At 72.5% G+C, this 13,548-nt stretch carries 15 protein-coding genes and 1 riboswitch; of the genes, 10 read left to right on the plus strand and 5 right to left on the minus strand.

Translation table 11 applies throughout. The features are described from left to right. Positions 1 to 25 precede the first annotated feature (25 nt). A complete protein-coding gene (locus tag ACFXGA_RS31880) occupies positions 26 to 817 on the minus strand; it encodes a SigB/SigF/SigG family RNA polymerase sigma factor (protein WP_378094360.1) in 792 nt (263 codons plus the stop codon). Then, positions 814 to 1,245, minus strand: a complete 432-nt coding sequence (locus ACFXGA_RS31885; protein WP_378094362.1) for an ATP-binding protein — start codon at positions 1,243 to 1,245, stop codon at positions 814 to 816. The genes ACFXGA_RS31880 and ACFXGA_RS31885 overlap by 4 nt, the downstream gene beginning before the upstream one ends. 124 nt (positions 1,246 to 1,369) lie before the next feature. On the opposite strand from ACFXGA_RS31885, the gene ACFXGA_RS31890 reads away from it, so the two are divergent. After that, positions 1,370 to 2,314 (plus strand): ATP-binding protein, encoded by a 945-nt coding sequence (locus ACFXGA_RS31890; protein WP_378094364.1) that lies wholly within the window; start codon positions 1,370 to 1,372, stop codon positions 2,312 to 2,314. Here the strand turns inward: ACFXGA_RS31890 and ACFXGA_RS31895 are convergent. Continuing rightward, the gene (locus ACFXGA_RS31895; RefSeq protein WP_378094366.1) at positions 2,268 to 2,684 is read right to left on the minus strand and encodes an anti-sigma factor antagonist; all 417 of its coding nucleotides are present in this window, start codon (positions 2,682 to 2,684) and stop codon (positions 2,268 to 2,270) included. The two genes, ACFXGA_RS31890 and ACFXGA_RS31895, sit on opposite strands and share 47 nt — an antisense overlap. 438 nt (positions 2,685 to 3,122) lie before the next feature. Between ACFXGA_RS31895 and ACFXGA_RS31900 the strand changes: the two genes are divergently transcribed. The 8 genes from ACFXGA_RS31900 (at position 3,123) to gcvP (ending at position 11,170) form a co-directional block, all read left to right on the plus strand. Then, a complete protein-coding gene (locus ACFXGA_RS31900) occupies positions 3,123 to 3,365 on the plus strand; it encodes a hypothetical protein (protein WP_378094368.1) in 243 nt (80 codons plus the stop codon). A gap of 154 nt (positions 3,366 to 3,519) precedes the next feature. Then, a complete protein-coding gene (locus ACFXGA_RS31905; protein ID WP_378094370.1) occupies positions 3,520 to 4,107 on the plus strand; it encodes a CDP-alcohol phosphatidyltransferase family protein in 588 nt (195 codons plus the stop codon). Between the two features lie 59 nt (positions 4,108 to 4,166). Continuing rightward, positions 4,167 to 4,550, plus strand: a complete 384-nt coding sequence (gcvH, locus tag ACFXGA_RS31910) for a glycine cleavage system protein GcvH (protein WP_378094372.1) — start codon at positions 4,167 to 4,169, stop codon at positions 4,548 to 4,550. 113 nt (positions 4,551 to 4,663) lie between these two features. Beyond that, positions 4,664 to 5,125: a glycogen accumulation regulator GarA gene (garA, locus tag ACFXGA_RS31915; RefSeq protein ID WP_033427969.1), complete on the plus strand. Its 462-nt coding sequence runs from the start codon at positions 4,664 to 4,666 to the stop codon at positions 5,123 to 5,125. Between the two features lie 14 nt (positions 5,126 to 5,139). Beyond that, positions 5,140 to 5,817, plus strand: a complete 678-nt coding sequence (locus ACFXGA_RS31920; protein ID WP_378094375.1) for a MerR family transcriptional regulator — start codon at positions 5,140 to 5,142, stop codon at positions 5,815 to 5,817. Positions 5,818 to 5,960: 143 nt separating this feature from the next. Further along, a complete protein-coding gene (locus tag ACFXGA_RS31925) occupies positions 5,961 to 6,434 on the plus strand; it encodes a bifunctional nuclease family protein (protein ID WP_053720858.1) in 474 nt (157 codons plus the stop codon). 949 nt (positions 6,435 to 7,383) lie between these two features. Next, the gene (locus ACFXGA_RS31930) at positions 7,384 to 7,950 is read left to right on the plus strand and encodes a MerR family transcriptional regulator (RefSeq protein WP_053720859.1); all 567 of its coding nucleotides are present in this window, start codon (positions 7,384 to 7,386) and stop codon (positions 7,948 to 7,950) included. An 88-nt stretch (positions 7,951 to 8,038) separates the two neighbouring features. Then, positions 8,039 to 8,129, plus strand: a riboswitch (glycine riboswitch). Between the two features lie 152 nt (positions 8,130 to 8,281). Further along, positions 8,282 to 11,170, plus strand: a complete 2,889-nt coding sequence (gcvP, locus tag ACFXGA_RS31935; RefSeq protein ID WP_378094378.1) for an aminomethyl-transferring glycine dehydrogenase — start codon at positions 8,282 to 8,284, stop codon at positions 11,168 to 11,170. Between the two features lie 63 nt (positions 11,171 to 11,233). Here gcvP and ACFXGA_RS31940 read toward each other — a convergent pair whose 3' ends face one another. Further along, entirely contained in the window at positions 11,234 to 11,635 is a 402-nt protein-coding gene (locus ACFXGA_RS31940; protein WP_378094380.1) for a DUF3224 domain-containing protein, read from the minus strand. A 49-nt stretch (positions 11,636 to 11,684) separates the two neighbouring features. Between ACFXGA_RS31940 and ACFXGA_RS31945 the strand changes: the two genes are divergently transcribed. After that, positions 11,685 to 12,680, plus strand: a complete 996-nt coding sequence (locus ACFXGA_RS31945; RefSeq protein WP_378094382.1) for a helix-turn-helix transcriptional regulator — start codon at positions 11,685 to 11,687, stop codon at positions 12,678 to 12,680. A gap of 56 nt (positions 12,681 to 12,736) precedes the next feature. Here ACFXGA_RS31945 and ACFXGA_RS31950 read toward each other — a convergent pair whose 3' ends face one another. Then, positions 12,737 to 13,273: a hypothetical protein gene (locus tag ACFXGA_RS31950; RefSeq protein WP_378094384.1), complete on the minus strand. Its 537-nt coding sequence runs from the start codon at positions 13,271 to 13,273 to the stop codon at positions 12,737 to 12,739. Positions 13,274 to 13,548 lie beyond the last annotated feature (275 nt).

The following is a 13,548-nucleotide window of genomic DNA, read 5'->3' on the forward strand; positions in this document are numbered from 1 at the left end:
GGCCCCGGTGCGTTGCGGCACGCGCCTACTCGGTCAGGCCCTCGCGGAGCTGCCGCAGCGTCTTGGCCAGCAGCCGCGACACGTGCATCTGCGAGATCCCGACCTTCTGCGCGATCTGCGTCTGCGTCATGTTCCCGAAGAACCGCATCACGACGATCTTGCGCTCCCGCTCCGGCAGCTTCTCCAGCAGCGGGTGCAGCGCCTCCCGCTGCTCGATCGCCTCCAGCTCCGGGTCCTCCTCGCCGAGCGTGCTGCCCAGCGAGATGGAGCTGTCGTCGGCCACCAGCAGGTCGTCCAGCGACGCGCTGTGGTAGGCGTTGCCCGCCGCCAGCCCCTCGTGGATCTCCTCCCGGCTCAGCCCCAGGTGCTGCGCCAGCTCGCTCGGCGTCGGCGCGCGACCCAGTTCCTGCGACAGCCGCGCCGACCCGGCGTTGATCGCCAGGTGCAGCTCCTTGAGCCGCCGCGGCATCCGCACCGACCAGCTGGAGTCCCGGAAGTACTTCCGGACCTCGCCCATGATCGTCGGCACCGCGAACGACAGGAAGTCGCTGCCCCGCTCCGGGTCGAACCGGTCCACCGCGTTGATGAGCCCCACCGTGGCGACCTGCACCAGGTCGTCGTGCGGCTCGCCGCGGTGGCCGAACCGCCGGGCGATGTGCTTGGCCACCGGCAGGTGCTCGGTCACCAGCTCGTCACGCAGCCGCTCCCGCTCCGGGTCGTCCTTCGCGGTCGCGGCGAGCCTCACGAACAGCGGCGCCAGGTGGTCGTAGTCACCCTGCGTGCCGGTCCGCGTCGTGCCCCCGTCCGCCGCCGTCACGCATCCACCGTCCCCAACGACCGCTTGACCAGGTCGATGTGCACCTCGAACGCGTCCGCCTGCGGCGCGACCCACGTCGTGACCGAGTCGACCAGCGCGCTCAGCACGCGCCACCCGAAGCTGTCCCGGTCCGGAGGCGCCGACCGCTGGGAGTCCACCTTCGTGAACACCTGCACCGATCCGTCCACCACCACGAACTGGGCGCTCAGCACCGCGCCCTGGTCGGCCAGCGAGATGAGGGTCGAGCACGCCTCGTCCACCGCCAACTTCAGGTCCTCGATGGAGTCAAGGTCGAAGTCCTGCCTCATGGCGATGTCCGCCGCGACGGCCCGGACGACCGACAGCTGCGTGGGGTCGGCCGCCATCCGCAACTCGACCCCGGCCAGGGCGTTCTCCGACTCGCCGCTCTGCGGCTCAGTGTGCGACACGCTCACCTCGTCGTCCGTTCTCTCTCGTTGTGCTGCTGACGCTATCCGTACCCGAATTGATCGTCGCTCACACGTGTAGCCGACGCGCGGGCTGGGAAGACTGACTGGTGCGACGGGAGGGCCCTTGACCGATCAACTCGCGGACCACCACTGGCGAACGGAGTTCCCGGCACACGCCGGGCAGCTCTCGGCCGTCCGTGCCCAGCTCGACGCCTGGCTGTCCGCCGAAGGGCTGTCCGAGGACGACCGGTACGACCTCCTGCTCGCGGTCAACGAGGCGGCGAGCAACGCCGTGGAGCACGCCTACGGCCCCGACCAGCAGGGGGTCGTGCACATCCACGCCGAGGCCGGACCCGACGGCGGCGTGCGCGTCGTCATCACCGACTACGGGGGATGGCGCGTGCCACCGCCCGTGCTCTCCGCCCGCGGCCGCGGGCTGCTGCTGATGCGGGAGAACGTCGACGAGGTGCTGGTCGACCGGAGGCCGGACGGCACCACCGTGACCCTCGTCATGGCCCCCCGGCACACGCCCCGCGGCACCTACCTGACCCCCGCCCAACCACCCGATCCAGTGGACGTCACCACCCGCGAGGGCTGGGTCGAGGTGCACGTCCGCGGCGACGTCCCGGCGCACGCCGCGCCCTCCGTCCGCCGTCGCATCCTCACCGCCGCCCGCGGCGGCACCGTGCCGGTCGTGGTCGACCTGCGCGCCCTCGGCGAGCACAACGAAGGGCTGGTCCGCAGCCTGCGCGCGGTGGCCGAGGCCGCCGCCGCGGCGGGCAACCGGGTCGGCGGGGGCGCGCCCGAAGACGGCCACGCCCCCCGCGCACACCGCGCGGCGGGGGGGGGCCCGGGCGTCGACGGCGGACCCCCCCACGCGGGGGGCGTGGGCCCCGCCGGGGGGGGGAACCCGGTTGTTGGGGGGGCGGCCGTACGCGGGCCCCGCCCGCCGGGCATGCGTCGGGGGGGGCGTGGACCAGGTCGTCGACCTCGTACCGCACGTCTAGGGGCACGGCGTCACCTCAACGGGTGGTCCTGTCGGCCGCCACGGCCTGCTCCACCGACGTGAACACGCTGAACACCTCGCCCAGGCCGGTCGCGGCCAGCGGGCGGGTCACGGCGCGCTCCACGGCCACCACGCGGAACTCCGCGCCGCGCCGCTTGGCCTGCTGCGACGCCTCCACCAGCACGGCCAGGCCGGCCGAGCCGAGGAAGCTCACCCCGGACAGGTCCAGCACCAGCGTGCCGTCCGCGTCGAGGTGGGGCAGCGCGGCGGCGCGCAGCTGCGGCGCGGTGAGCATGTCCACCTCACCGCTGACCGCCAGCACGGTGACACCCTCCACCGCGGCGCGGGTCGTCAGCCCGAGCTGCCCGGCACGGGTGCTGTCGGCGGACTCGGCTCCGCTCGTCGCCACGACGTTCGGATCCTGAACCGTCACGAGGCACTCCTCTTTCAGCTGGAACTGCTGGACGGGAAGCCCGGACGCACGGAAGGGTGCGCAACACTGACTGCAGCGTGGCGGAACGTGCCCGCTAGCCGGACTTCCCGGCGCGGCTGTTGGCTCAACCGCTGCACCACCCACCGTACGTAGCGCTGGGCGGCACCACAAGCTCATGGTGGTGCGTGATCAGTACCAGTGTAGTGCGCCGTTCGGCGTGCGGCGGATGACGGACGGTGAACGGTTTCGCCCCGCCCGGGCCGGTTACACCTCGGGGGAAGCGTTCCCGGCGGTCGTCCGCAGCTCGGCGACGCATCGGCCCGCCGACCGCCGGGGTGCCCGCACGCGGAGGTGGTCTCGACCACAGTCGCGCAGAATCGGGTGACGGGGATAACGCCGCGAGGGTCGCGGGCGACCAACCCGGTGGAGGGATTTCACATGAGCACCAGAACGGAAACCGAGTCCGAGCCGGCGAAGCCGAGGGCAGCGCGTGCCGGCGCCGCGGGAGCCGCGCCGCTGCCCACAGCCCCCTGCAGCGTGGTCTGGAGCAAGGGCCACGCGTACGTGCTCGAAGGTTTCCGGGCCCGCTGGGTCGGCGTCGACGACCGGGGTCGTCCGCAGGCGCTCAGCGGCGCAGAACTGCAACGCCGCGGCTGGAGCCGCACCCGTTCGAGCAACTGATCACCCCGCCGACGACGGACGGCACCCGCCCGCGTGACGCACGCGGATCGGACCGTCACCGCGCGTCAACCGACCGGGGGCGGTGAACCCGCCGGTCAGGCCACCGCGCGAGTCGGCCACCGGGGCACGCCGGGCGGACCTCTACAGTGCGGACGTGTCGCACGATCCGGCCGACCGGCTGCTGACGATCCCGAACGCGCTGAGCGTGTTGCGGCTGCTCGGCGTGCCCCTGTTCCTGTACCTGCTGCTCGGCCCCCACGCGGACGGCTGGGCGCTGGTCGTGCTGGTCGCGGCCGGCCTCTCCGACTGGCTCGACGGCAAGATCGCCCGGTGGCTCGACCAGGCCAGCAGGCTCGGCGCGCTGCTCGACCCGGCCGCCGACCGGCTCTACATCCTGGCCACCCTGGTGGCGTTCGTCGTGCGCGACATCGTGCCCTGGTGGGTGGCGGCGGTGCTGGTCGCCCGCGAGCTGGCCGTCGGGGCCTGCCTGCCCGTGCTCCGGGCCCGCGGCTACGGCCCCTTCGAGGTGAACTACCTCGGCAAAGCGGCCACCTTCAACCTGCTCTACGCGTTCCCCATGCTCCTGCTCGCCCAGGGCTCCTCCACCGCCGCGCAGATCGCGCGCCCCGTGGCCTACGGGTTCATGGTGTGGGGCGGGGCCTTGTACCTGTGGTCGGGCGTGCTGTACGTCTACCAGTTCACCCTCGCGATGCGGCGACGGCCGGGTGTCGCGCCGGCCTGAACGCCGACGTGGGAAGATCCGGCAGCGAAGATCCACCGTCACTGAAGGAGCACACCGCGGTGATTCCCGAGGAGCTCAAGTACACCGAGGAACATGAGTGGGTGCTGCGCACAGGTGAGGACACCGTGCGCGTGGGCATCACCGACTACGCCCAGGAGCAGCTCGGCGACGTCGTCTTCGTCCAGCTCCCCGAGCTGGGCGAGCAGGTCGCGGCCGGTCAGACGCTGGGCGAGGTGGAGTCGACCAAGAGCGTCTCGGACATCTACGCGCCGCTCGCCGGTGAGGTCGTCGCGCGCAACGACTCGCTGGACCAGCAGCCCGACCTGGTGAACAGCGACCCGTACGGCGAGGGCTGGATGGTGGAGCTGCGGCTGGAGGACCCGACCGCGGTCGAGGACCTGCTCGACGCCGCCGCGTACCAGGAGCTGGTGGCACAGGGGTGACGTCGATCTTCAAGCGGCTCTTCGGTCGGTGGGGGAGCCGCCCCTCGGACAAGGGTTCGGGCACGATAAGTTCTAGCGGTCACGAAGGTTCCAGCAGCAGGAGGAGAGCTCAGGTGAGCACGAACGACGGGCCAGGCGTTCCGCCCGAGCAGTCCCCGGAGCGGACCTCCGTTTTCCGGGCCGACTTCCTCGCCGAGGTCGAGGGCGCGGAAGCGCCCGCCCAGGAGCCGGCCGTCGCGGGCGTCGACGCCCTGCCCGCCGGCTCGGCGCTGCTCGTGGTCAAGCGGGGCCCCAACGCGGGTTCGAGGTTCCTGCTGGACCGCGACACCACCAGCGCGGGGCGGCACCCGGACAGCGACATCTTCCTCGACGACGTGACGGTCTCGCGTCGCCACGCGGAGTTCCGCCGCGAAGGCGGCGAGTTCGTGGTCATCGACGTGGGCAGCCTCAACGGCACCTACGTCAACCGCGAGCCCGTCGACCAGGCGGTGCTGGCCAACGGCGACGAGGTGCAGATCGGCAAGTTCCGCCTGGTGTTCCTGACCGGTCCGGGCGCCGGGGGCCAGGGGGCCTGAGCGATGGGGCTCCGGTGACGGCGGCCGGGCGGCCACGCGGCGGGTCGAGCATCGGGGCGGTGCTGGCGCTGTTGCGTCCCGACTTCCCCGACGTCACCATCTCCAAGATCCGGTTCCTGGAGTCGGAGGGGTTGGTCCGCCCGGCGCGCACGGCGTCGGGCTACCGGCAGTTCACGACCGCGGACGTGGACCGCCTGCGGTACATCCTGGCCGCCCAGCGGGACCGGTACCTGCCGCTGAAGGTCATCAAGGAGCAGTTGGACGCCGCCGACCAGGGCGGCGGCGTGAAGGCGACGAGGGTGACCGACCCCGGTCCGGCGGCCGGGCACCGGGTCACCCGCGAGGAGTTGCTGGCGCGGGCCGGCATCGAGCCGGGCGCGCTGGCGGACCTGGAGCAGCACGGCCTGGTCAGGGCCGGCGCGGGCGGGTTCTACGACCACGACGCGGTGCAGATCGCCGCGACCGCGCGGGCCATGGCCGAGCACGGGTTGGAAGCGCGTCACCTGCGGCCGTTCCGGGTCGCCGCCGACCGCGAGGTCGGGTTGGTGGAACAGGCGGCCGGCGCGGCGTCCCGGCAGCGCGACCGGGCCGAGGTCGTCCGCGAATTGGCGGCGCTGTCCGTAACGCTGCACACACTCTTGGTGAAGGTGGGCTTGCGTGATGTGGCGGGTAAACCGGTTTCGCCGAGGTGAAGGCGTGTCCGCATCGTGATGCGCGAGGGGCGGGCGGTTGCGCAGAGGGCCCGCTTGGCGGGTAGCGTCGAAAGAGTACGTGGGGGATCCTCGTTGGTAGCGGGGACGCCAGAATTTCAGCGCGCTGAGGGAGGCGAGACCCGATGAGCGAAATGCGCGTCGTCGGCGTGCGGGTGGAACTGCCCGCCAACCAGCCGATCCTGCTGCTGCGCGAAACCGAGGGCGAACGGTACCTGCCGATCTGGATCGGATCGGTCGAGGCCACGGCGATCGCGTTGGAGCAGCAAGGTGTCCGTCCTGCCCGGCCGTTGACGCACGACCTGCTCAAGGACGTCATCGGAGCCCTCGGCCGGCAGTTGGAGCAGGTGCGGATCACGGACTTGCAGGAGGGCACGTACTTCGCGGAGCTGGTGTTCGACGGCGACATCCGGGTGTCGGCGAGGCCGAGCGACTCGGTGGCGCTGGCGCTGCGGATCGGCGTGCCGATCCACGCGGAGGAGTCGGTGCTCGCGGAGGCCGGGTTGATCATCCCGGACGAGCAGGAGGACGAGGTCGAGAAGTTCCGCGAGTTCCTCGACTCCGTCTCGCCCGAGGACTTCCGCGGGGCGGACACGTAGGTCTTCCTCGGGGGTCTTCCGCGGGAGTCTTCCGCGGGGCGACACGGAGGTCGTGGGTTCCGGCTCGGCGGCACGGCCGGGCCGGACCGGTGTGGTTCGGCCGCTCCGACGGCACCGCTTGGCACCTCTGGCGCGCTGCGTGCTCGGCTCGGATCCCGCGTGCGGCTCGGTGCGGCGGCTGAACCCGGCTCGGCTCCCGCCGGGCTTGCTGCGGCGGCTGAACCAGGGTCGATCCGCCCGCCAGGTCTCCGCCGGATCACGTCGGCCGCCGGCCCGACCCGGGTCGAGGGGGCCGACTGTCCGCTCGGCCGCTCCCGTCGCGCCGCTCCCACCACCTCGCCGCGCTGCCCGCCTTGCCCGGCCGCTTCACCGCGCCTTGCCGCGTAGCCCTCGCCGCGTTCCACCACCCCGCCTGACCGGGTCGCCGCGTCACCGGGTCGTCGCGTCACCGGGTCGTCGCCTGACCGGGCCGCCGGTCGTGCTCGCGCAGGGGTACCCGCCCGGGGGAACCCCGTTTTCGATCCTGCCGGCACACACCGACAATTCCGGCCGACCGGGCGCGGACGAGCGGGTCGGGTGCTTGACCCGGCACGACACCTGCGAAGGGCCGGAACGTCGGCCGCGCGCCGTGGACGGCCCTCCGCAAGCGTGTGCGGTGAGTTGTGGATCAACCCCGCGTGCCACCTACGGGTGTCACGTGTCCGGGTTACACAACGTCAACCTTGCTCGGCTAAACGATCACTAAACGTCATCCGAATGGCTTACGCCAAGCGACTCTCTCAACCTCTACCTCACGTTGAGGTCAGACACGCCCCGCGCGTCGCGTTGACCTGCCCCCTAGGCGGTCTTACCGTCGAACTCAGGTGAATTGCCACGGTGTTGTTTCCCGACACCGCGGCGGCTTCACGTTGGTCGCCGGTCGTCGTGGCCGGACCGAGGGGAGGCAGGCGTGGTCGAGGAAGCGCCCATCCGGGCCGGATCCGGCGAACAGGGTGAGCTGTTCCCGGACTCCTCGCTGCCGGACGAACTGGTCGGGTACCGCGGCCCCGCCGCGTGCCAGATCGCGGGCATCACCTACCGCCAGCTGGACTACTGGGCGCGCACGGGCCTGGTCAACCCGACGATAAGGAGCGCTCACGGCTCCGGCAGCCAGCGGCTCTACTCGTTCAAGGACATCCTGGTCCTCAAGGTCGTCAAACGGCTCCTGGACACCGGCGTCTCGTTGCAGAACATCCGGGTCGCGGTCGACCACCTGCGCCGCCGCGGCGTGCAGGACCTGGCCCGGATCACGTTGTTCAGCGACGGCACCACGGTCTACGAGTGCACCTCCCCGGAGGAGGTGGTCGACCTGCTCCAGGGCGGCCAGGGGGTGTTCGGCATCGCGGTCAGCGGCGCGATGCGGGAGATCAGCGGCACGATCCACGACTTCCCCGCCGAACGCGCGGACGGCGCGGAGATCGTGGAGGCGGCCGACGACGAGCTGTCCCGCCGCCGTCGCACCCGGGCCATCGGCTGACCCGGCGAGGCCCGGCGGCAACTGAGATCCACGTCGCGCCGGCGGTTCCGAGGGCGTCCCCGCCGGGTACCATTCGCGCGTAGTCGCTTTATCCCGCGCGGGAGAGTCCGAGCCAGTCTCGGCGCCGAAGGAGCAAATCCTCCCCGGAACCTCTCAGGCGCAAGGACCGCGCGGGTGAGACGCCTCTGGAAAGCGGGTCGGCAGCACGCCGACCCCGCCGACGGTGCAAGCCCGGCCTCCGGGTGAAGCTCTCAGGCGCCCGACGTCGGGCAGAAGACAGAGGGGGAGGGCAACGGCAGGAGTCTGTCCGGAGCCCTGGAGGCCAGCACCGATGACGCAGGACCGCATCCCCCTCGCCGCACTCGAGCACGGCACCCCGTTCGCCGACCGGCACGTGGGCCCGCGGCCCGCCGAGCTGGCCCGCATCCTCGACGTCATCGGGGTCGGGTCGCTGGAGGAGCTGGCGCAGCGCGCCGTCCCCGAGTCGATCCGCGAGCGCGACCTGGCGCTCGACCTGCCCGAGCCCGCCACGGAGACCGAGGCGCTGGCCGAGCTGCGCGCCCTCGCCGCGCGGAACCGCCCGATGACGCAGATGATCGGCCTGGGCTACTACAACACCACGACGCCGCCGGTCATCCTCCGCAACGTGCTGGAGAACCCCGCCTGGTACACCGCGTACACGCCGTACCAGCCGGAGATCTCCCAGGGCCGCCTCGAAGCGCTGCTGAACTTCCAGACCATGGTCGCCGACCTGACCGGCCTGCCGCTGGCCAACGCCTCGATGCTGGACGAGTCCACCGCCGCGGCCGAGGCGATGACGCTGGTCCGCCGCGCCGGCCGGTCGAAGTCGGCCAGGTTCGTGGTGGACGCCGACACGCTGCCGCAGACGCTGGCCGTGATCGAGACCCGCGCCGAGCCGCTGGGCATCGAGGTGGTGACCGCCGACCTGTCGCAGGGCCTCGAAGGGCTCGGCCTGGGCGGCGACTTCTTCGGCGTGCTGCTGTCCTACCCCGGCGCGTCCGGCGTGGTCCGCGACCACGCGGGCGTCATCGAGGAGGTGCACCGGGCCGGCGCGCAGGTCGTGGTGGCGGCCGACCTGCTGTCGCTGGCGCTGCTGCGCCCGCCCGGCGAGATCGGCGCGGACGTGGTCGTGGGCACCACCCAGCGGTTCGGCGTGCCGATGGGCTTCGGCGGGCCGCACGCCGGGTACATGGCCGTGCGGCAGGGCCTGGAGCGGCAGCTCCCGGGCCGGCTCGTCGGCGTGTCCGTCGACGCGGACGGCTCCGTCGCCTACCGCCTCGCCCTCCAGACGCGCGAGCAGCACATCCGCCGGGAGAAGGCCACCAGCAACATCTGCACCGCCCAGGTGCTGCTCGCCGTGATCGCGTCGATGTACGCGGTGTACCACGGCCCGGAAGGGCTGAAGGACATCGCGACCCGCGCGCACCGGATGGCGACCGTGCTGGCCGCCGGCCTGCTGGAGGGCGGCGTCGAGGTCGTGCACGGCGAGTTCTTCGACACCGTGCGGGCGCGCGTGGAGGGCCGCGCGGCCGAGGTCGTCGCCGCCGCGCGGGACCTGGGCGTGAACCTGTGGCAGGTGGACGCGGACGTGGTGTCGATCGCGTGCGACGAGACGACCACGCGCGAGCACCTGGGGCTCGTGTGGAAGGCGTTCGGCGTGACCGTCGCCGACGTGGACGGCCTGGACGCCGACACCGCCGACGGCATCCCCGCCGACCTGCGCCGCACCAGCGACTACCTGACGCACCCGGTGTTCCACGCGCACCGCTCCGAGACCGCGCTGCTGCGCTACCTGCGGGCGTTGTCGGACAAGGACGTCGCGCTGGACCGCAGCATGATCCCGCTGGGCTCGTGCACGATGAAGCTCAACGCCACGGCCGAGATGGAGGCGATCACCTGGCCGGAGTTCGCCGACCTGCACCCGTTCGCGCCCGCATCGGACGCCGAGGGCCTCCTGGGCATCGTCGGCGACCTGGAGCGGTGGCTGGCCGAGCTCACCGGGTACGACGCGGTGTCGTTGCAGCCCAACGCGGGCAGCCAGGGCGAGTTCGCGGGCCTGCTGGCGATCCGCGCCTACCACCGCGCCAACGGCGACGACCACCGCGACGTGTGCCTGATCCCGTCCAGCGCCCACGGCACCAACGCCGCGTCCGCCGTGATGGCCGGGATGCGGGTCGTGGTCGTCAAGTGCGACGACCGCGGCAACGTGGACGTCGGGCACCTGCGCGAGACGGTCGAGGCGCACCGCGACGACCTCGCCGCGATCATGATCACCTACCCGTCCACGCACGGCGTGTACGAGGACACCGTGCGCGAGGTGTGCGGGCTGGTGCACGACGCGGGCGGCCAGGTGTACGTGGACGGCGCGAACCTCAACGCGCTGATCGGGCTGGCGCGGTACGGCAAGTTCGGGTCGGACGTGTCGCACCTGAACCTGCACAAGACGTTCTGCATCCCGCACGGCGGCGGCGGTCCGGGCGTCGGGCCGATCGGCGTGCGGTCGCACCTGGCCCCGTTCCTGCCGAACCACCCGTTGCAGCCGGCGGCCGGTCCGGCGACCGGTGTCGGCCCGATCAGCGCCGCGCCGTGGGGCTCGGCGTCGATCCTGCCGATCTCGTGGGCCTACGTGCGGATGATGGGCGCGGACGGCCTGCGGCGGGCGACGCTGACCGCGGTGGCGGCGGCGAACTACGTGGCCCGGCGGCTGGACGAGCACTTCCCGGTGCTCTACACCGGCGAGGGCGGGTTCGTGGCCCACGAGTGCATCCTCGACCTGCGGCCGATCACCAAGGCGACCGGCGTGACCGTGGACGACGTGGCGAAGCGGCTGGCCGACTACGGGCTGCACGCGCCGACCATGTCGTTCCCGGTGGCGGGCACGCTCATGGTGGAGCCCACGGAGAGCGAGGACCTGGGCGAGATCGACCGGTTCATCGACGCCATGATCGCGATCCGGCACGAGATCGACCGCGTCGGCTCGGGCGAGTGGCCGGTGGACGACAACCCGCTGCGCAACGCGCCGCACACGGCGGCGTCGATCGCGGCCGAGTGGGACCACCCGTACAGCCGCGAGGTGGCGGTGTTCCCGGCGGGCACGTCCGCGCCGAAGATCTGGCCGCCCGTGCGCCGCATCGACGGCGCGAAGGGCGACCGCAACCTGGTCTGCTCCTGCCCGCCGGTCTCGGCCTACGGCGGCTGATCGATCGACCCGCGAACCCCGGTCGCCCTCGGGCGGCCGGGGTTCCGCGCGTCCGGCGGGCCTTCAGCCGATCCGGTGGTCCAGCTCGAACCGGCCCGGCTCGCCCTGCGGCCACGTGACGCGGCCCGTGCCGGTGAGGCCCGCGAGGTCGCCGGACGCGGAGACCACGGTGACGGTGGAATCCGCCACGCCGCCGCGGAAGCCGCCCACGTGGTGCAGGACGAAGCTGCCCGCCCGGCCGTTCAGGGCGCCCGTGACGACCTCGTAGCCCGTGGTGGAGCAGGAGTCGTCGTCCGCGTAGGACATGACGAAGCGCAGGTCGCCCACGCCTTCCAGGTCGCCGGTGTACGTGGTGGTCATGCCGCCCACCGTCTGCTTCGGGCCGGTGACCTCGTCGTAGCGCTTGCCGTCCCAGGTGTGCTCGTCCCAGCTGTTCATGGTCGCGTTGGCGCGTGCGGTGCTCATGGCGGCCAGCCTGCCGGGCATACCTGACACCTGCTGTCAGGATGGTGGCATGCGCGCCGGCCGATTGCTGTCCCTGCTGCTCCTGCTCCAGTCGCGGGGCCGGATGACCGCGCAGGAGCTGGCCGACGAGCTGGAGGTCTCCGTCCGCACGGTGTACCGCGACGTCGAGGCCCTCGGCTCGGCCGGCGTCCCCGTCTACGCCGACCGGGGCCCGGCGGGCGGCTACCGGCTGGTCGACGGCTACCGCACCCGGCTGACCGGGCTGACCACCGAGGAGGCCGACTCGCTGTTCCTGGCGGGCATGCCGGGACCGGCGGCCGAGCTGGGGCTCGGCGCGGTGGTGGCCGCGGCGCAGCTCAAGGTGCTCGCGGCGTTGCCGCCGGAACTGCGGTCGCGGGCCGCGCGCGTGCGGGAGAGGTTCCACCTCGACGCGCCCGGCTGGTTCCGGGGCGGCGAGGGCACGCCGCACGTGGCCGCGATCGCGGACGCGGTGTGGCAGCAGCGCCGGCTGCGGATCCGGTACGTGCGGTGGGCGCAGGTCGAGGTGGAGCGGACGGTGGACCCGCTCGGGCTCGTGCTCAAGGCCGGCACCTGGTACCTCGTGGCCCGCACGGGGACCGGACCCGGACCCGCCGACGGCGGGCGCGCGGACGACCTGCGCACGTACCGGATCTCCCGGGTGCTGGAGCTGACCGCGCTGGACGAGTCGTTCGAGCGGCCCGTGGGGTTCGACCTGGCGGAGTTCTGGGCGGGCTGGTCGGAGCGGTTCGAGCGGCGGCTCTACCCGATGCGGGTGACGGTCCGGATGACGCCGGACGGGCTGCGCGGCGCCCGGGTGCTGCTCGGCCTGGCCGCCGCCCGCGAGCTGCGGGACGTCGAGCCGGAGGGGGAGTGGACGACCGTGCGGGTGCCGGTCGAGTCGCTGGAGCACGCCGCCGTGGACCTGCTCCGCCTCGGTCCCGAGGTGGACGTGGTCGAGCCGCCGGAACTGCGCGAACGCGTGATCGCCCGGATCGCCGCGATGGCCGCCGTCTACGGCCGGTGACCAGGTGGGGGGAGACGCCCCGGTGGCCCGCGAGCGCCTCCCCGTGCCGCGGACCGCTACCGCTCGAACGCGGTCGCGCCGCTGTAGTTGCAGATGGACGGGGCCATCACCTCGGCCGGGCTGCCCCAGCCCGCGCACTGGTACGAGGAGTGGCCGTACCAGTTGTGGCCGAACTCGTGCGCGGCCAGCAGGGCGTCGTCGTTCACGCCGCCCATGTAGAGCGCGATCCGCTGGCCCGCGCCCCAGTTGCAGCCCACCACCCGGCTGCCGCCGCCGCAGTCGGTGATGTAGCCGTTGCGGCACTCGACCGGGGTGCCGCTGGAGCTGCTCTCGGTCAGACCGCTCCACGCCCGCGCGCCGGCGCGGATGGCCGACGCGTACGGCGAGCAGGAGCTGAGGATCCGGTAGGTCCGGGCGTTGGGCACGGGCCAGGCCGCCGCCGTGGGCGGCGAGGCCAGCGCCGCGGGCGCCGCGGCCAATTCCACGACACTGGTGGCGTGCCCGTCGCCGGCGAACGCGCTCTGCGAATTCGGCGCGACCAGGACGGCGAGCACGAGCGCCAGCAGGGCAGGCGCCAGGAACACTTTCCTCACGGTGTTCGTCCTTTCGTGGGCAGGGAACTCGACGTGTGCAGGGACGTCGAAGCACCCGAAGTTACGAGCCCGTCGGACCCCGATCAACCGGTTCGAAAGGCAATTGACCGGCGCGGAACGATCAGTGTTGCGGCAGAGGCCAGGAAAAACCGGACTCCCGGAAGATCGGAAATAAATCGGGTGTGAATTTAACAGGTCGAATGGACGCGGTGGTGTCCTTCGTTCGGCGCGTTTCGCCGCGCCGCCGCCACGCGCCGCAGCCGTCACGACCGGGG

The organism is Actinosynnema sp. NPDC059335 (genome assembly GCF_042752395.1).
Classification (GTDB): domain Bacteria; phylum Actinomycetota; class Actinomycetes; order Mycobacteriales; family Pseudonocardiaceae; genus Actinosynnema.